The sequence below is a fragment of the Ectothiorhodospira shaposhnikovii genome, assembly GCF_022227765.1.
In the GTDB taxonomy this organism is placed as follows: domain Bacteria; phylum Pseudomonadota; class Gammaproteobacteria; order Ectothiorhodospirales; family Ectothiorhodospiraceae; genus Ectothiorhodospira.
In genome coordinates, this window is record NZ_JAJMLZ010000004.1 from 42,828 (window position 1) to 61,065 (window position 18,238).

Below are 18,238 nucleotides of genomic sequence, written 5' to 3' on the forward strand. Positions count from 1 at the left end.
AGAGGCCGGCCTCGCGCCGGCCTTTTTCTATGGGGGTGCAGTATGTCCAATATTCTCATTGTCGATGGCAACAATATCGGCTTTGCCGCGCAGACCGGAGGCGCGAAGCTCTCGGTTGGCGGCCGCGATGTTCGTTCCATCTTTGGTTTTCTCAAAACGCTTCGGATGTTGGCCCAAGCCCACTCCGACTATTACCCCATTGTCCTGTGGGACGGGAAGGATAATTGGCGTTTCAAGGTTTATCCCGAATACAAGGGCAACCGCAACAAGGACAGCAAGATGGCTCAGGCAAAGGAAGCCTGGTCCGAGCAAAAGTCTGATCTGCAGCAGGCGCTGCGTTTGCTGGGCGTGGCTCAGTGCTTTCCCGAGCAGGCCGAGGCTGACGATGTGGCCGGGCTTTTGGTCCGCAAGCGTGCCGGGCGAAAGGCCATCCTGGTTACTGGGGACAAGGACTGGGTGCAGTTGGTGAGCAACGATGTGCGCTGGTATGACCCGATCCGTGACCGCTGGTGTTTCCCGTCCAATTTTGCCGAGTTCACCGGCTACGCCTCGGCCCGTCAGTTCTTGGACGGCAAGGCGCTGACGGGGGATTCGTCCGACAACATCAAGGGCGTTGGCGGCATTGGTGAGAAGGGCGCCCAGGAGTTGATGATGCAGTATGGCTCCGTTGAGGCGTTCTTCCATAAGGTCGATGCGATGGGCCATGCCCCTGCCAGTGCGGTCCTCAAGCGTTTTGCTGCCAATGAGGTGCCACCCAAGTCTTCCGTCCCCATGCGGGACGCTTATTACCGCAACCTGCGGCTGATGAATTTGATCGACAACATGGAGCCAATAGGCTTGGTGACATGGGACCGTTCGACCCCTGACATCGCGGGCTTCAAAGCCTTCTGTGAGGAATTTCACTTTCTGTCCATCTTGTCGGTTCTCGACCAGTGGCAGTCCGTTTTCAGCATCGAAAAAAGGAGAGCAGCATGAGCAGTGCATTGGCAGAACTTGAGGCCCTGATTGGCGCGGCAGCGGCGTGTGAAGACGAGGTGAAGGGTTGGCTCAGCACTGGCTTCCCTCAGCTCAACAAGATCCTCTCCGGGCGTTACGACGGTGGCTTTGCTTATGGGCGCATGTACGAGATTTATGGTCCATCTTCTTCCGGCAAGACCGTGATCGCGGCCAATGCCATGATCGAGGCGCAAAAGGCCGGCGGCATCGTCATCATGGCCGACTTTGAGCGGGCCTTCATGGTTGAGCTGTCCGCCAAGATGGGTTTGAACGTGGAAAAGCCTCATTTCATCCACATGCAGCCGACAACCTGGGAGCAGGGCAACACTTTGGCGATGCAGGCGGCGGAATTGATCCGCAAGCGCGGCCTGATTGATCCGCAAGCGCCGATCCTGTTTGTGCTTGACTCCATCGCGGCGGCAGTGCCTAAGTCGATGGTCGATAAAGAGCTGGATGAGTTGTCCATGAACGACACCACGGCCCTGGCCCGTGTCACCAGTACAACGCTCAAGGTCATCAATGCCAGAGCTTCGGCCATCAACATGACCTGCTTGTACCTCAATCAGATCCGCACCAAACCTGGGGTCGTTTATGGCGACCCGACCTGCCTCAGAGGGGACGTAATGATTCCCTTTGTTGATGGGACTTCCGCAAGCATTGCCACGGTGGTCGAGCGGAAAATTGATAAGGAGGTTTGGTCTTACAATGAGGCCACTCAGTCCATTGAGCCGCGCAGAATTATCGGTTGGCATGACAACGGCCCGAAGCCGGAGGGTAAGGCTTGGGTTCATATTCGTGCGCAGGGCTTCGGCACAAAGAATGGGATCTTTGGCATGACAGTGACCAATGACCACCTCATCTTGACGCAAAGGGGGTGGGTGGAGGCCGGAAGCCTGACCACTGACGACAAGGTTGTTTCCAGTGTGGAACGTATGTTTGCTGGTCGCGCTCTTGAGTTTCTGAAGGCGGTCATGGCCTTTGACTGCAGTTTGGTTCAGCCATCACGTCAGAGACTGACTGCCTGTTTGAATCTGCAAGACAACAGGAACCCTGAGTATGCCAAGTGGAAGGTTGAAATGCTGAGTGAGCACCTGTCTTTCAAGGCGACTGAAATCAAGTGGAAAGGTGGGAGTGGCATCAAGTACGCCTCCAACTTTTCCAACGAACTGAAGCTGCTTTCTGATTGCGCCAGAAACCCTCTGAGAGCCTTCGAGGATGGCATCACCAAGGAGCAACTTGCCATTGCGATCATGGATGATGGGCACATGAGTGACGACCGGGCACGGTACACCTTGAGCTTCAGGAGGTTCGCCGGGAACCACGATCATCTTGAGAGGATAGGGGAGATTTTTGCCGACCTCGGACTCACGTTCTCGATTCGCTATGGTCTTGGCGCAATCGTGTTTGATGCGAATTCCTCGCGGAAGATTGCCGGGATGATTGCCGAGCATGTCCCGTCTTGCATGGAGTACAAGCTGCCACCTGAGTTCAGAGGTAAGTACGTTCATCGGCCTTTGGCTTGCACTCCGATGACTGAGGCGGAATTTGCCGACGTTGTTGAGGTTCGTCCTGGTGGCAAGACGCACCAGAGTCATCGGATGTACGACATTACCGTTGAGGGGAACCACAACTATCTGGCTGGCAACGTACTCAATGGGTTCGTCGTGCATAACTGTACCCCAGGTGGAGGCGCGATGGAATTTTACGCCTCTGGTCGGTTGGCCGTGGGTCGCAAGAAGATCATGGACAAGGAGAAGGAATTTGCCGGCCAGTTGATCTCGCTCAAGGCGGTGAAGAACAAACACACCAGACCGTTTCAGGAAACCGAACTGTACTTCATGTTCAGGGAGGACGGATCGGGCTACTTCGACCACATCCATTCGATGATCGACTACTTGGTGAAGATTGGCAAACTCACGCAGTCCGGCGCCAGAATCGCATGGACGGACGGCAAATCCTACTTTGTCAGTCAACTGATCAAGAAGGTCGAGGAAGAAGGGCTTTACGGCGAGCTTTTGGCCATGTTGCCATCATGACGGCAGCGTAATTAGGGGTATGATTATGGGCATCTTCAGAGGGGGTGCCCATGATCAATCCGGATATGCGTTACATAGAGCCAGTCATCGTAGAGAACACCTGTCACTATGCCTCAAAAACCCGCCTTCTGTGTGACCACTGTGGTCGACAGGGGCGGTGCCTCGACGAAGCGGGTAGGCGAGAAATCTTCGATCACCTCCGTATCAAATCCTGCCATCGGTTCATCCCGATTTTCGCCTTCAGACCGCCTCTGGTGGGTTTTGAGGATGAGTTCAACACGTTCCGAATGGGCACGGCTTGGGCGCGTCGAATCTTTCCGGGCAGCGTGGTTACGCTGTTGGATACGAAGTCTGAGAGCTTGTTTGCGGCCGCCTCGGTCACGCGGGTATACAGCGGCAGCATCGACGATATGGCGACGCTGTATGCGGCTCAGAATCATTTAGCTAAAGCTGGGCTGATAGAAAAAGATAACGCCGCTCAAAGCATGAAGGCAACTCTCAGGAAGATGTACGGCAATCTGATTTATTCCCAAAACAAAAACGCTACAGTAGTTTTTATGAAAGTTACGCGAAGGTTTGTTCAGGCGACAACGTAAGGAGAATTTATGGCTTTTGTGATTATTTCAGACACACACCATCACGCCTGGAGTGCATTTGGGAAAACGCTCGACAATGGCGTAAACAGCAGAAACCAGATCATTCTGGACGAAACACGTCGGGCCGGCGAGTTGGCCCTGGAGCACGATGCCGTCCTGATCCACGCCGGCGATCTGTTTCATGTGCGCGGAAACATCGCGCCTTCAGTCTTTAATCCCGTCATCAAGCTCTATGGCGAGCTGGTTGAAAGAGGTCTGAAGGTGGTCATGATTCCCGGCAATCACGACATGGAGGCCCGTGAGTCGGGTTCCATGACCAACGCCGTGACGGCGATGGAGTCGGTGGGTGTGACGGTGTGCCACGCCCCTTCGGTGATCGAGAAGTATGGCCTGACCCTTGTGCCCTGGCAGCCCACGGTGATGCAGTTGAAGTCCATCCTTGAGGGGGTGGATGCAAATAAAAATCACAGCCTGATCCTTCATGCGCCCATCGACGGCGTGATCGAGGGGCTGCCGGATCATGGACTGACGGCAGAATGGCTTGCCAGTCTTGGGTTTGGTCGCGTGTTCTCCGGTCACTACCACGCCTTCAAGGCGATGGACGGCGGGGTGTATTCGATTGGCGCCTTGACGCATCAGACCTGGGGCGATGTGGGTACAAGGGCCGGCTTTCTGTTTGTTGACGACGAGGGGAAGGTGCTTCGTTGCGCCACTCATGCGCCCTCGTTCATCGACCTGGACCCTACCTTGCCGGAGGATGATGTGGCCTTGATGGTGGATGGCAACTACGTTCGGGCCAGGGTTGAAGTAGAGCGGGAGAGCCAGATTGCCGACATGCGCGAGTGGTTGATCAGCTTGGGCGCGGCGGGTGTGGTGATTCACCCGATCAAGAAGGCTGCGGTGGTCAGCCGCACCGGCACCACAGTGTCAGCAGGGGTTAGTCTGGGCGCGTCCGTGGCCGAGTTTATCAGGCTCAAGGGCTTGGCCCGTCAGGAAAAGCTCAATGTCTTGTGTGCTGAAATCCTTTCTGAATCGGAGGCGGTATGAGTAACAATAACGACGCAAAAGACACTTATGCTTCCTGGTTGGAATCACTGAAGCCGGGCGACAAGGTGGTAGTCAAGCGATTCAATTATGGTCACTCAAGCATATCTTTGGATGTGGTGGACAGGGTTACGCGCACTCAAATTCTACTGAAGTCGTCAGGCAGGAGATTTCGCAGAACCACCGGGAATTTGATAAGTAGCGATCACTGGGGGCGGTCAGTCAGAATTGTTCAGCCAACCGATGAAATTTTGCAAAAAATCAAAGAGGCAAAACTCAGAGGTTATGTACTGCGCTTCTTTGACGATAAAAAGAATTTGGGCTTGCTTACGTTTGAAGAGGTGCAGAAAATCTGCGAAATCATTGACGCAGCCAAGAACAAGAACAAGGATGGAGAAGCGGCATGACAGTCAAAAGCCGATACGAGGGGCGCATCAAGGTGGTGGGAGAGGATTTGATGTGCTTCCCCGTGGACCCAAAAACGCTGGAGCCAATGGGTTGCAGTTGTTATGACCCTTACGCATGGGCGGACCCGGAAGTTGGCCCTGTTGAGACGATTGGAGTGAGTGAATGGAATCTCCGACGAAACAAGGCTCATGAAAGGGAAAGGCGGGCAAAGAGGATTGGTAGATGAAAATCGAGCGACTGGAAATAGAGAACTTTCTGACCATCGGCCAAGCTGAATTGGAGTTGGCCGGCAAGAGCCTGGTGTTGATCCAAGGGCGCAACGAGGATGACGACAGCGCAAACAGCAATGGCGCCGGCAAGAGCACCCTGCCAGACGCACTGTGTTGGGCGCTGTACGGCGAAACAGCCAGAGGTGTTACTGGCGATGCGGTCATCAGCAAAAAGGCCGGAAAGGGCACCAGAGTGGCTTTGGTGGTGGTCGATGACACCGACATCTACCGCATCGTTCGCCACCGTAAGCACAAGGAAGGCAAGAGTGCGCTTTGGGTGTTCAGGCTCAAGCCAGACGGCACCGAGGACGATCTGACGCTGGGCACCGACAAGCAAACTCAGGAGGTGGTGGAGAGAATCATGGGGTGCTCCCTGGAGGTATTCAGGGCGGCGGTGTATGCCGGCCAAGAAGCGATGCCAGACCTGCCGGGCATGACCGACAAAGCTCTCAAGGTGCTGGTGGAAGAGGCTGCCGGAATCCACCGGCTGCAGGCTGCTTATGATGTGGCCCGCAAGCGCCTGTCCACTGCGGAGAGTGAACTTGCGGCCAAAGTCTCAAGACTGGAGGCTAAGCGCGATGCGCTTTCGCACTCAAAACTGGGCCTGGCAGAGATCGAAAAGTCCATTATCAAGTGGCGTGAAGATAATTCACGGCTTACTGATGAAGTGGTGGCGTCGGCAAAGAGCCTTTCCGAAAAGATAAAGCTCATGGAAAAGGAAGAGTCTTACTTATCGGAGTCGGAGGTTAAGTCGGCGCTGGATGAAGTCACCAAGACGTTGACGGGCCGTGGCGAGCAGGAGAAGGCGGTGGAGAAGGCTCAAGCCGCCCACAGCTCGGCGCAAAGCGAGATGGACCGCCTGAAGTTTGTGGTGCAAACCAAGAAGGCCGAACTGGCGAAGGCCAGGGCTGATCTTGATGGGATCAAGGAGCGCGTTGGCAAGCCTTGCGGCGAGTGCGGCAAGCCCTACGAAGAGAAGGACTTGGAGGCTGCGGAAAAGCTGAGTCGAAAGAGGGTGGCTGGGGTTGAAGCGGAAGCCATCAATGTGCTGAAGGCTTACAGGAAGGCAGTCGAGGTGGCCGAGACAAGGGCGGCCGAGGTCGAATCGCTCAAGGCGGCCCTGCCGGACGTGAGCGCGGCCCTGCACCTGCAAAGTCAGTTGCTGGAGAAGGCGGAGAAGATCCGCGACCACAAGAACGCGATTGTGCGTTCAAGGGAGTCATTGGCCGGCATGGTCAACGAGGTCAAGCGGCTCCGTGCGGCAGTCAATCCACACGAGGAAATGCGGGCCAAAATCGCGGAGCGGTGCAAAGACCTGGAGCGGGGAGTTTCCGAGTTGGAGCAGGAGGTTTCGGCGCAGGAAGAACTCCGTGAGCTTGCGCGGGACGCGGCCACGGTCTTCGGTCCCGCCGGTGTGAGAGCGCACATTTTGGACACGGTGACGCCGTTTCTGAATGAGCGGACGGCGCATTACCTGGGGGCGCTGTCGGACGGCAACATCACGGCAACATGGAGCACGCTGTCCGCCACGGCAAAGGGCGAGCTGAGGGAGAAGTTCAACATTGAGGTAAGCAACGACAAGGGCGCCGAGTCCTTTGGTGGGCTGTCGGGCGGCGAAAAGCGCAAGGTCCGGGTGGCCACCACGATGGCCCTGCAGGATCTGGTAGCAAGCCGGGCCACCAAGCCCATCGACCTGTTCGTGGCGGACGAGATCGACCATGCCCTTGACGACGCCGGCCTGGAGCGTTTGATGGGTATTCTCGACGAAAAGGCCCGTGATCGCGGCACTGTGTTGGTCATCAGTCACAATGACCTGGCCGACTACATTGGGCAGGTCTGCACTGTGACCAAGAAGGGAGGGGTTTCAACCGTCTCTGGCGCACTGACGAAGGAGATTTGATATGGCAACTACAAAGACAAAGGGCTTGGTTGGCGAGCAAGAAATCGCGCACATGCTCGCCAATCCAGAATTGGTGGCGAAGATCAACGAGATTCTTGAGAGCGAAGATATCGAGGTGGTACTGAATCAGCCGGCCACTGTCACCTTTCTTTTCGAGAAGGGTTATCGCAAGGTGCCGTTGATTGGCAGCGAAGCATTCAGGCTCAAGAAATTCAAAACCGGGAAGCGAGTACCACTTTTGATTGAGGCGGAGCCGCTTTTGCCGGTCGGTGGGCCACCCGGGCCACCCTCAAACCCCTTCGACGCAAAACATGCTGAGTTTGGCATTTTTGAGGCGCTTATTGCGCTTGATGGTCTTCGGGGGTTTATGGATCGGGTTTTGGGGCGCTCTATTGACGAGGTGGCAATGGAGATCGGTCTGGCGAAAAAAGAGGCCGAGAGAGCCGTTGCAATCCTGAAGAACGCAGAAGTTTACGGGCAATCCTTTGGAAGCTGGTGAGGAAATGATGAAGCAAATCATGGTGGCAGGCATTGACCCAAGCCTGCGTAATCTTGGCACGGTCAGAGCGTTGATTGATCCGATCACCCGGCGGGTGGAGGTGGTTGGCATGACGCTCTACACCACCGAGTCGAGGGACAAAAAGACAGTCAGGAAGAACTCCGACGATCTGCGTCGGGCCAGGGAGTTGAGGTCGGGCATCGACCGCGCCTGCGTCAACTGCTCAGTGGCGATGGTTGAGGTGCCGGTAGGCAGTCAGTCGGCCAGGGCGTCGTGGGGGCTGGGCATCGCCGTGGGCGTTCTGGCGTCTTGCCCGGTGCCTATGATCGAAGTGACGCCCACGGAGGTCAAGTTGGCCACTGTGGGATCAAAAACCGCCTCCAAAGAGGACATGATCTTGTGGGCGATGGAGCGGCACCCGAATGCGCCCTGGATTCGGCGCAAGATGAAGGGGAAGGAGGTCATCACCAACGCCAACGAGCATCTGGCGGACGCTCTCGGGACGATTTACGCGGGCCTGCACACCGAGACGTTCCAGATGGTGTGCGCTGTTCGTGGCGCTGCCGAAGTCGCAGCCTGACTGTTTTCGTGCAATAAAAAATAAGTTAGCAATTACCTAACTTTTTCTTTAGACTACCACTCGATACCCCTGTTGCCGGGGCATATTCTGTCCCGGCAATCAACAAAAACGGGAGATAATCCGTGACCTATCAAATGAATAACTACCACGAGCTTCTGGATAACGTCCTTCGCGCCGGCATTGACCGCGAAGACCGAACCGGCACTGGCTCTCGCGCCGTGTTCGGTCGCCAGATGCGCTTTTGGTTGGGGGGCGAGGAATTTCCTCTGCTGATCACCAAGAAAGTACCCTTCAAGCTGGTGGCTTCCGAGCTGCTGTGGTTCTTGAAGGGCAACCAGAACATCGACTACCTGCACGAGCAGAACAACCACATCTGGGATGAATGGGTCCGCGAGGATGGCACCTTTGGTCCCATCTACGGGCAGCAGTGGCGGTCTTGGCCGGACGGGAAGGGCGGCCATATTGACCAGCTCGCCAAAGTGATTGAGCAGTTGAAAGTGAATCCCAACAGTCGCCGGCTGCTGGTCAGTGCCTGGAACGTGGCTCAACTGGATGAAATGGCCCTGCCGCCGTGCCATACGATGTTTCAGTTTTTCAGTGAGCCGCTGAATCCGACTTGGATATGGAGTCGCCTGGTAGAAAAGAATGATCCGAGTCTGATTTGGGGCATTCACAAGCCTAGCTCAATCAGATTCAAGTCCACTCAGAATGTGAACACCATTCATGCCGCCGCCAAGAAGGCGGGGATTCCTGCGCGGGCCTTGTCCTGCCAGCTCTACCAACGCTCGGCGGACATTTTCCTCGGTGTACCCTTCAACATCGCCTCCTACTCACTGCTGCTGCACATGGTAGCCCAGGTGACGAACCATGAGCCGCGTGATTTTGTCTGGACAGGCGGCGACATTCATCTTTACCACAACCACTACGACCAGGCGCACGAACTGCTGGGTCGGTGGGTGAAAGTGAAGGGCGAAGGAGCCTCCCCGGCACTGACTCTGAATCCGGCCATCACCAGCATTGACGACTTCACCCTGGAAGATATGCAGGTGGTCGGATACAACCCGATGCCGGCCATCCCGGCGCCCGTGGCTGTGTGACGCCATGCAGCGATACAGAAGTCGCTTGCATGTTAAGAAGCTGGAGAGCTTCGCACGCTTCTGCGAATCCCAGGGTTGGAGTCGGGAGAGTTCGGTTGGGCATTATGAGGCGCTTAGGATGAGGCATCCAAGTGAAAAAGCTCCGCTACTTGTTTATGAGCGGAATGACGCTAAGGAACATCTGACGATCTTTGGGCATAGCGCCAAAATGTTTGATCGCTGGATGAGCCAAAGAAGGAGATACTGACATGAGCCTTTGCATTTGCGTTCCGTTGCCGTCTAGTGAATTTATTGGTTTGACCATGTGCATCTGGTATTTGGGCGCCATTTATGCGTGGTCTGTTTTTGCGGCTTATATGTACACAAGGGAAGATAGTAATGAGGTCAGTGGTTGGGAGTATTTTAATTTCATGGCATTGATATTTTTCATCTGGCCTCTTTGCGCTTATTGGCATTTGAAGAGCAAGTTTTAACTGGTGACGTTGGGTTTTGTGAGGGTTTCGATATGGTAAGGGCGCTTGTTTTGTGGTTGTTTGTTTATGCGGTGGTGGCCGCCCTCATTCTGGGCTACCGGCACATACACGGCAAAGACATCAAGGTTGCCGCCAAGATGGGTTTTGCCGCTTTTGTCACGGCAGTCATTGTGGCTGTCATTTTTGTTCTGGAGGTAAGTCACTGATGAAAAAGGTTATTGGAGTTTTTCTGTTGCTGGCGATGGCCCTGGCACTGACTGGGTGCGGGACCGTCGAGACGGGTAACGTGGGGGTACGCACCGCCTGGGATGGTCATGTCCAGCTCACCGAATTGCCGCCCGGCTTTTACACGGCCTTCATGTCTTCGGTGCAGGAGTTTTCGACCAAAGAGATCACCGTGCCCATGAGTGGCCTCAAGCCGAAAGCGAGGGATAACCTATCCCTGGCGAATGTGGATGTGGAGGTCTATTACACGGTCAGACCCGACCAGGTGGCCGAGTTGAGTACGAAATACGCCAATCGGCATTTGCTCGAAGGAGGTATTTGGTATCCGGCGTTTGAACTGGTGAGGTCGATGGGCCGGGATGCTGTTTATGCCACATTTGCCGAGTACGACAGCCTGATTGTCCACCAGAAACGCGACGAGGTGAGGGAGGCGATTGAGGCCCGCACCCAAAGGGCTTTGGAGCAATCCGACCCTGGCGTGTTTCGGGTGACGAAGGTTGTGGTCCGTGACATCAGAACTGATCCATCCGTGGAAGAGGCCATCAAGACGGCTGTAAGCCGAAACAAGGAGTTGGAAGCGAAGAGCGTTGAGCTTCAGATTGCCGGTGAGCAGGTTCTGATCAACCAGGCGCTAACCCAATCACTGACGCCGGAAATCTTGCGTCAACGGGAGTTGGAGGTGATCGAGGCCGCTTGTACGTCCGGCAAGAGCACCTGCATTCTCACGGTCGGCCAGGGCACTGGACCGCTGCCTTTGGTGAACGTCAGGTAAAGTCTTTTTGATCTGAAAGTTAAGTAATTGGTTACTATACTCTAAAGCGAAGAAGCAGTACGCCGTCTCACCAGGGCGTTATCTGGTGAGCATCGGGAAGGGCTTTGGTCGAGTGTTGACCACACCCACGAGGTAAGTGTCCGGCGGTTTACATGACGGCCACCAAAGCCCTTCCCGATGTGGTGAATGCGTAGGCTGATACGCAAGGTGGTACAGCCCTTGAGGACTGCCCTGTAACCAGACCTCTAAGTTGGGGATCAGCGCCGACCACTGCATCAACGGAACCCCTCTCGCCGTAGTACAAAGGAGAGGGCATCGGGAAGGGTTCTGTGGCACCTCGTGGCCGCTGTAACTCAAGTGCTTGGCGGGTAACGGTAAATCAAAAGGTCTTCGGGCACAGCGATAGCCGCCGCGACTGGACGCACCGAAACGCGGATTAACGGAGCGCAGGTAATAAGTCCGCAGATCCCTTCCCGATGTGGTGAATGCCGCACGGCCATCACATCGCCACACCTCATCAACCAACTATGGGAGAAAACGCTTTGAACCTTCCCGTTCAAATCAAAATTCTGGACGACCGTATCGGCGCCACTTTCGATCTGCCCGCCTACAAGAGCGACATGGCCGCCGGCCTGGATCTTCTGGCTGCAATCGACAAGCCTCTGCGCTTGGCGCCCAATCAGGTTGAGCTGGTAGGGACCGGCATCGCCATCTGGATCAACAACCCCGGCTACGCCGCCATGATCGTTCCCCGCTCCGGGCTGGGTCACAAGCATGGCATCGTCTGCGGCAACCTGACCGGCATCATCGACGCCGATTATCAGGGACAGCTTCACATCAGCGTCTGGAACAGAAGCGAAGAGCACTACGTCATCAACCCTGGCGACCGGATTGCCCAGCTCCTGTTTGTGCCCATCGCCAGAGCCGATTTTGAAGTGGTGTCTGATTTCCATGCCAACACTGTTCGGGGCTGCGGTGGCTTTGGCAGCACGGGCATTTCTGGAGTCGCATGATGATTGGCGTGACGGGCGCTCACCGCGTTGGCAAGTCAACGCTCTGCAAGGCGTTCGCGGAGTCTTGTGGTCTGCCTTTTGTACAAACCGATGTGTCAGGCGTCTTCGTCGAGCTTGGACTCGATCCGAAGGAAGATTACGACTTCGACATTCGCCTGATGATTCAGGGGCGGATTCTGGCTCTCATGAGCAAGACCTTTGAAGGGGCGCCGTCGCGCTTCATCACGGACAGAACACCCATTGACCTCCTGGCCTACACCCTGGCTGATGTCCGCAGAACCAATCTGTCTCCGGAGCGCGTTGGGTGTTTGATGGCTTATTCGGACGCCTGTTTTCGCGTGGTCAATCGCCACTTTTCCTCTTTGGTGGTTGTTCAGCCGGGCATCAAGCTGGTAGAGGCTGAAGGTAAAGCGCCGGCCAACCCTGCTTACATTGAGCACATCAACAGCCTCATTATGGGGCTGGCGGCGGACGAGCGGTGCAAGGCGACCAAGCACTATATGTCGCGGTCGGCCACCGATCTTTCCGAAAGGGTGATGGGTCTGCATCGTGTCCTTCTTGGTGTTGAAAAGCGTCATGAGGAAGTAGTCAGGAGAGTTGCTATTCACTGAACACTTCCCTGAGTTCGATTGTTACTATTTGCATCGTTGAAGTTTGAAGTGAAGCACAACATAAGCGGAGGGTATGTCCATGTCTGAAGAAAAAGTCGTATCTCACAAGATGAACAAGGCCATTCGTTCTGGCCTCGTGACGCTTTTGGTCGAGGATTCGATTGACAAGAAAATGAATGAGCTTAAAAAGAGAGAGGCTGAGATCGCAAGGAAATTCTACGAAAGGGAAATGGCGGGTTTTGCCTATGTTATCAAGTCCAAGCCGTTCCGCTTCTTTACCACGACCAGAGACATCCTGCTGAGTCGTGAAGGCCACTCTATCGTAATTGAGATGGACGACTTTCGTCCGGCCTTCAATCGTCATGTTTTTGTTGAGGTTCGAGCGGACGATCCCGATTACATTGAGGCAAGGGAGATCAAAGATAAAATCGACGAAATTCGCGCCTCGCGGAGATCGGTTTGTCAGGAAATCATGAAAGCTCTGACTCTCATTAACACCACTGCCCAGTTGAAGGAGCAATGGCCGGAAGCATGGGATCTGCTTCCTCCTGAGTACAAAGATCCCAAAAAAAATCTTCCCATGAAGCCTGTTGACGGCATTCGCAAGACGCTGGCCGAATTTAAGCAGGCATCGTGATGAAAGAACTTAATGCCTACGAGGAACTGCGGTACGAAATCAACCGCAAGGCAACCGAAACGCTCATGCACCTGCTGTTGTGTTATGAGCATGGTAAATTGTCCACCGAGGCATTGAGCGCATCAATCGACACGTTGTTTATGGCTGTATCGGGGCTGGTTGACGGCGATCTGTTTGACATGATCACGGCAACCAGTGAAATCTTCAAATCTACCAATTCAAACCCCTGAATTTCGTTACTAAGATAAGTAACGAATCAATTACAAGTGGAGCAATTACAATGGCAAAGACGGTAAAAGAAAAAGGCGTTCTGACTCAATTCGGCAAGGAGCTGCGCAAGATTCGCATCGACCGCGACCAGACTCTGCAGGACATGGCCGGTGAGCTTGGCATGTCGAGCGTGAAGCTGGCGAACATCGAGTTCGGCCGCATCCCGGTGTCCAACCGTCTGCTGGAGATTATCGTGGGTATGTACGCAGAGGACGAGGCCCACGCTCAGAAGCTGACCAATGCCTCCGCCCTCAGCACGCCGGCCCTGACCTTCCATCGGCACGAAATGTCCGCCGAGGACTGGGAGACGCTGGTGGAGCTGCACCGGATGGTGATGGAGAAGCGCGGTGAGAGCGTCGTGGATGCCACTCAGGATGACCTGCCCGAAACCGAGCTGGAAGAGGCCGCGAAGGCCGGCGAGGAATTTGTCCCTGAATGCTGCGCTACGTCCGAAGCCGAGGACGATGAGCTGGAAATCCTGAAGGAGCTGGAAAGCCTCTGATCCTGACAAGGGCCGGGGCTTCGGTCCCGGCCTTTTTGCTGCCCATCAATCAGTGAGGTTGATATGAGAATTGGCGTGATAGACACGGAAACGACCGGACTTCATCAGGAGAAGGGCGACCGCATTATTGAAATCGCTCTGGTGGAGTATGACCTGGAAACGGCCAAGCAAGTGGATCAGTACGTCCAACGTATTCATCCTCTGCGAAGCATTGACCCGAAGGCTCAGGAGGTGCATGGGATCGGCATTGAGGATCTGGTTGGGTGTCCGACCTGGGAGAAGGTAGCGCCGGAGGTCCATGCTCGCCTTTCACGCCTGGATCTGCTGATTGCACACAACATGGGGTTCGACGGACCCTTCATCGGTCTGGAGTTGTTGCGGGTAGGCATGACGCCGCCGGCACTGCAGTCCTTCTGCACGATGGAGAGCGCAAGATGGGCAACCCCGATGGGTAAGTTGCCGACGCTCAAAGAGCTGTGCTTTGCGCTGTCCGTGCCCTACGACGAATCTGCCGCTCACGCCGCTTTGTACGATGTCCAGAAAACTGCCGAATGTCTGTTCCGGGGCTTAGCGCGTGGCTTCTATACTATCGAAACGACGAATGACGAAGGCCGTAAGGCCGCTTGATACGAGGGGACGACGATGCGACACGGTGAAATTTTTGGCTTCAAATGCAGCATTGGCAAGAATGAAAAGTGGATCGACTCTGTGGTGGCCGGCGCCTACATCTGGCTGATCCTGCCGAGACTTCTTTTCGGCCTGATTGCCATGCCCATTGTGAGAGTCTTTTTCGGCCTGGCCATATTCTCCTTCAACATTCTGCTTCTGGTCATCTTGCTTCTGGTCATGCCGATTCTTGGTCTGCTTGGTCGGGTCAAGCTGCAGAAGGTGGTCAAGGCTGCTACCTAGTCGGTCGCTCGGTGTGATAGGCTCCGCTTGCTCATCCTTGCGGGTGGGCAAGCGGAGCAGGTCATGACTTGCTCCATCTCCGTTTGTGTGTGTTTGAGCCTCCGTTCGGAGGCTCTTTTTTTTGCTGAAAAATAAGTAATTGGTGAGTGACTTTCCTGCATCCGGCGCTTAACATTGCAGCGTGATCAAGAGAAAGAAGGAGGTACTTGTGAGACTGTTCAGCCTGCGCCATTTTGAAAACGCTTCCCTCAGAAGAAAACTCACCACTGACTTTCCTGCGCTTGCCGGAAGCCCGATTGGGCGTGGTCACTTTTCCGCCGTGTGGGACAACGGTGACACGGTGCTGAAGCTGACCTGCGACCCTGGCCAGTGGGACTTGTGGGAGAAGGTGACTGGCGAGTTCATGGAGCCAAAGCACATCCCCAACATTATCCGCGAGCCTCTGCGGGTTGGCATGTTGCAGACAAGGGTTCCCGGCCTCAAGGCGCCGGCCTATCTCATTGAGATGGAGAAGCTGCAAAAGCCCACCGGGACTGCTGCCAAGCATAAGAGAGTCATTTTGAAGGCGATAAACGAATTTGGCTTTCAAAGCGCAACCACGGCTTTGTCGAAAGCCTCGGAGAAACTGGAGGGTCTATTGCCAGACAGCATCATCCAAACCATGCAACTGATTGATGAAATTTTGGTAGATCAGAGCGTGAGGCATGATTTGCATGGTGAAAATTTCATGCAGCGGGGTGAGGACTTGGTGTTTTGCGATCCTTTTGTATCTTTGAAGGCTGATCACCTGAAACCTTACTCGCTTGCAAACCTTGCATGGCAACGTAATGTCGGGTTTATGAGATAGGAGTCTTTCTGTCGGAGGCCATAGCCATAGCTGCCTTCAACAATAGCAGTCCTTCATTTTCAGGCATGGGAGATAGTTATGAAGTATTACACCAAAGACAGAGCAAGAATCACAAAGGAAATCTGGCTGAAGTTGAGGTTTGATAAAAAATACTCAACCATTAAGGAATTTGAAAACGAAAAGATCAGGGTTGTTGCAGAGTGGTACGGCGCCATTGATGACAATCAATCTGTCACGATTGGGTTTGGGGCGCCTCTGTTTCGCGTCGTTGTGATGAATGCCACCGATATTGGCGCCGGGATTCAGTGGGTAGAGGATCATTCTCTGTCAAAGGGCTTTGAGATTGAAAAGGAAGCCATTGCCCACTACGAAAGCGTTGTGGCGAAGTGGACCGAAAGCTACCTGGAAGAAGTTGAGTTGGACAATGGCAATGTCGTCGAGGTGCTGGTCGAAATTGGGAACAAGGTAGCGCCCGAAGTGCCGCCGGACCCACGCTCGGTCAACGTCGAAGCCTACTCCGGTAACGACGCGGCCGGATCGTGGTGACGGCGTGACTCAAGGGGTCTGGCGGCAAATCTGCCTACGGATACAGACCTCTGGCTTTTGAGGTATGGCGGCAAATCTGCCTACGGGTACGGGCCTTCTGGCCCGTGCCTTTTCCCAGATATAGACCCATGGGGAAGGCGGTGGATTGCCATGGTTGCCCTGCGCTGCCCAACAGGAACGCCTCCAGTCCCAACAACCTCCAGTCCCAAGGAAAAATGCGCCAATCCCAACAGCCTCCAGTCCCAAGGAAAAATGCGCCAATCCCAACAGCCTCCAGTCCCAAGGTCTTCCCACCCTTTTTCCTGGTCGCTTCCTAAGCCACTTTGTTGCGAATCCTGCAGCTTTATTTTATCGCGTGTGCGCGCTCATTGAATAAAGCGAAAAGCGAGAGGATTGGAAGCATCACACCTCCAGTTCTAAGCCCTAAAGAATCGCGGGATTCTATATTCAAGCCGGGAAGCCCGGCGAGGGACGGAACGAAGATTGTTCCAGTTCTAACACCATAAAGTCGAACGTAGTATTCGACACATAACACACAAACGAGAGGTTCTGTCATGACCAAGAAAGCCGCTTCTACCAGCACCCGCAAGCCCAGCACCCGCAAGCCCAGCCGCAAGCCTAAGCTGGCCCAGAACATGACCACCGAAGTGCAGATGGATCTGCCCGAAGTTGATACCGGCGTGGTCGGTATCGAAGACCTGCTCGCGGCCGAGTTTGCCGATCTTGAAAAGGAGCTGGGCGTCGAGCCTGAAGCCGAGCAGATCACCATTGTCGATGACCTGCCGGAAGCCGCCATCGCTGAAGTCGAAATGGCCCCGGTTGAGGCTCAGGGCAGTCTGGATGACCTCGAACTGCTGAAGGATCTGGAGTCCGACCCGGCCCCGGAAGAGGTTGTCGCCATTGCCGAAGTCGAGATGGCCGCCGCCATCGCAGAAATCGAAATGGAGGAAGTGAAGGCGGAAGCCTACGCCGAACAGGAATCGGAGAGCGACATCATCTCCACGGAGCCTGTCGAGTCCACCGCCGGCGAGAAGGTTGTGGAGGCCCGCGAGCCGCGCAAGACCATGACCGGCCACCGGAAGTCCGAGGTGGTCAAGGACAAGCTCGGTGCCAAGCTCGGGGAGGTTGTGATCCTCGAAGTCACCGACGCCATGCTGCCGCCTGCAGTCCTGAAGGAAAGACAGGACGAACTGCTCGCCAACATCGACAAGATGGCGAAGAAAGTGGGCGAGAAGGCGGTGAACCTGCTTTCCCATATCAACGGCACGGCCAAGCTCTCTGCCTACACCGACATCGCCATCGCCTACCTGGCCAAGCACGGCAGCATGACCACGAACGACCTCATCAGTCACCTGACGAGCGGGGATCACTCCTACCGCAAGCCGTACTCCATCGGCACTGCCAGAAGCCAGACGCACCAGATGTTCGCCTTGCTGCCCCAGTTCAAGATCGGGGTGATGGAGGGCAAGACGATGAAGGTCAACCCCAACAGCGTGATTTTCGCTCACCTGGCCGAAAAGCCCGCTTCCTGATCCACAACAGACGGGGCCGGAAAAGTCCGGCCCCACCACCAAGCTCACTTGAAGGAGAAAACCAATGACCTCTCTCGCTATCGCCATCACCCGCGCCCCTGACGATGCCGTGATGATGAACTACCAGTTCCGGATTGATCATGGTCTGCTTGCCGTGACCCGGTGCTGGGATCTCGAAGTGGCAACCCGGCGGATGCAGCAGATGTGGCCCCGCTCCAAGATCGAGTTCGTCAAAGCAGTGTCCGACGAGGAAGCTGGTAGCCGGGTCTACGGCCTGACGCCGGCCAAGCCCAGACCCATCAGTGTTCTGCCCAGGGAAGAAGTGGCCGAAGACGATGCCATCGAAGAGATGGAGAGTTCGATTCTCGAAGCCTATCACGGGCGTCGGTAGGAAAAGCGGGGGCAGGGATGCCCCCTTTTCTGTCTCCCGGCGTATTCCATGGAACCCGGAGGTAGCTTACCAGTGACTGACCAAC

22 protein-coding genes are annotated in these 18,238 nt (G+C 55.2%); all 22 read left to right on the forward strand.

All coding sequences use genetic code 11. From position 1 onward, the window contains the following. The first annotated feature begins 42 nt into the window (after positions 1–42). The 22 genes from LQD11_RS06530 to LQD11_RS06635 all read left to right on the forward strand — a co-directional run bounded on the left by LQD11_RS06530 (position 43) and on the right by LQD11_RS06635 (position 18,153). On the forward strand, positions 43–975 hold the full coding sequence (locus LQD11_RS06530) for a 5'-3' exonuclease H3TH domain-containing protein (RefSeq protein WP_238616816.1): 933 nt from the start codon (positions 43–45) through the stop codon (positions 973–975). Next, positions 972–3,032 carry a hypothetical protein gene (locus tag LQD11_RS06535; protein ID WP_238616817.1) on the forward strand — a complete coding sequence of 687 codons (2,061 nt, stop codon included), beginning with the start codon at positions 972–974 and terminating at the stop codon, positions 3,030–3,032. Before LQD11_RS06530 ends, LQD11_RS06535 begins: the two co-directional genes overlap by 4 nt. A gap of 50 nt (positions 3,033–3,082) precedes the next feature. Further along, entirely contained in the window at positions 3,083–3,628 is a 546-nt protein-coding gene (locus tag LQD11_RS06540) for a hypothetical protein (protein WP_238616818.1), read from the forward strand. Positions 3,629–3,637: 9 nt separating this feature from the next. Beyond that, positions 3,638–4,675, forward strand: a complete 1,038-nt coding sequence (locus tag LQD11_RS06545; protein WP_238616819.1) for a metallophosphoesterase family protein — start codon at positions 3,638–3,640, stop codon at positions 4,673–4,675. Then, positions 4,672–5,079, forward strand: coding sequence for a beta barrel domain-containing protein (locus LQD11_RS06550; RefSeq protein WP_238616820.1), 408 nt, complete (start codon positions 4,672–4,674; stop codon positions 5,077–5,079). Before LQD11_RS06545 ends, LQD11_RS06550 begins: the two co-directional genes overlap by 4 nt. A gap of 223 nt (positions 5,080–5,302) precedes the next feature. Continuing rightward, entirely contained in the window at positions 5,303–7,249 is a 1,947-nt protein-coding gene (locus tag LQD11_RS06555; protein ID WP_238616821.1) for an AAA family ATPase, read from the forward strand. Between the two features lies 1 nt (position 7,250). After that, on the forward strand, positions 7,251–7,748 hold the full coding sequence (locus tag LQD11_RS06560) for a hypothetical protein (protein WP_238616822.1): 498 nt from the start codon (positions 7,251–7,253) through the stop codon (positions 7,746–7,748). A gap of 4 nt (positions 7,749–7,752) precedes the next feature. Next, a complete protein-coding gene (locus tag LQD11_RS06565; RefSeq protein WP_238616823.1) occupies positions 7,753–8,328 on the forward strand; it encodes a RuvC family protein in 576 nt (191 codons plus the stop codon). Between the two features lie 122 nt (positions 8,329–8,450). Continuing rightward, entirely contained in the window at positions 8,451–9,425 is a 975-nt protein-coding gene (gene thyA, locus LQD11_RS06570) for a thymidylate synthase (RefSeq protein WP_338081476.1), read from the forward strand. 448 nt (positions 9,426–9,873) lie between these two features. Next, entirely contained in the window at positions 9,874–10,104 is a 231-nt protein-coding gene (locus LQD11_RS06575; protein WP_238616824.1) for a hypothetical protein, read from the forward strand. After that, positions 10,104–10,895: an SPFH domain-containing protein gene (locus LQD11_RS06580; protein ID WP_238616825.1), complete on the forward strand. Its 792-nt coding sequence runs from the start codon at positions 10,104–10,106 to the stop codon at positions 10,893–10,895. Before LQD11_RS06575 ends, LQD11_RS06580 begins: the two co-directional genes overlap by 1 nt. Positions 10,896–11,422: 527 nt before the next feature. Next, positions 11,423–11,908 (forward strand): dUTP diphosphatase, encoded by a 486-nt coding sequence (gene dut, locus LQD11_RS06585; protein WP_420828257.1) that lies wholly within the window; start codon positions 11,423–11,425, stop codon positions 11,906–11,908. Then, positions 11,905–12,519: an adenylate kinase family protein gene (locus tag LQD11_RS06590; protein WP_238616826.1), complete on the forward strand. Its 615-nt coding sequence runs from the start codon at positions 11,905–11,907 to the stop codon at positions 12,517–12,519. Before dut ends, LQD11_RS06590 begins: the two co-directional genes overlap by 4 nt. A gap of 79 nt (positions 12,520–12,598) precedes the next feature. Continuing rightward, the gene (locus LQD11_RS06595) at positions 12,599–13,156 is read left to right on the forward strand and encodes an Nmad5 family putative nucleotide modification protein (RefSeq protein ID WP_238616827.1); all 558 of its coding nucleotides are present in this window, start codon (positions 12,599–12,601) and stop codon (positions 13,154–13,156) included. Beyond that, positions 13,153–13,386, forward strand: a complete 234-nt coding sequence (locus LQD11_RS06600; RefSeq protein ID WP_238616828.1) for a hypothetical protein — start codon at positions 13,153–13,155, stop codon at positions 13,384–13,386. Before LQD11_RS06595 ends, LQD11_RS06600 begins: the two co-directional genes overlap by 4 nt. A gap of 50 nt (positions 13,387–13,436) precedes the next feature. Further along, positions 13,437–13,928, forward strand: coding sequence for a helix-turn-helix domain-containing protein (locus LQD11_RS06605; RefSeq protein ID WP_238616829.1), 492 nt, complete (start codon positions 13,437–13,439; stop codon positions 13,926–13,928). A gap of 75 nt (positions 13,929–14,003) precedes the next feature. Continuing rightward, the gene (locus LQD11_RS06610; protein WP_238616830.1) at positions 14,004–14,555 is read left to right on the forward strand and encodes a 3'-5' exonuclease; all 552 of its coding nucleotides are present in this window, start codon (positions 14,004–14,006) and stop codon (positions 14,553–14,555) included. Between the two features lie 15 nt (positions 14,556–14,570). Then, positions 14,571–14,837, forward strand: a complete 267-nt coding sequence (locus LQD11_RS06615; protein WP_238616831.1) for a hypothetical protein — start codon at positions 14,571–14,573, stop codon at positions 14,835–14,837. Positions 14,838–15,045: 208 nt separating this feature from the next. Continuing rightward, positions 15,046–15,684 carry a hypothetical protein gene (locus LQD11_RS06620; RefSeq protein WP_238616832.1) on the forward strand — a complete coding sequence of 213 codons (639 nt, stop codon included), beginning with the start codon at positions 15,046–15,048 and terminating at the stop codon, positions 15,682–15,684. A 78-nt stretch (positions 15,685–15,762) separates the two neighbouring features. After that, entirely contained in the window at positions 15,763–16,230 is a 468-nt protein-coding gene (locus LQD11_RS06625) for a hypothetical protein (RefSeq protein ID WP_238616833.1), read from the forward strand. A gap of 554 nt (positions 16,231–16,784) precedes the next feature. Beyond that, positions 16,785–17,762 (forward strand): hypothetical protein, encoded by a 978-nt coding sequence (locus LQD11_RS06630; RefSeq protein ID WP_238616834.1) that lies wholly within the window; start codon positions 16,785–16,787, stop codon positions 17,760–17,762. A gap of 64 nt (positions 17,763–17,826) precedes the next feature. Then, positions 17,827–18,153 (forward strand): hypothetical protein, encoded by a 327-nt coding sequence (locus LQD11_RS06635; protein WP_238616835.1) that lies wholly within the window; start codon positions 17,827–17,829, stop codon positions 18,151–18,153. Positions 18,154–18,238: the final 85 nt, after the last annotated feature.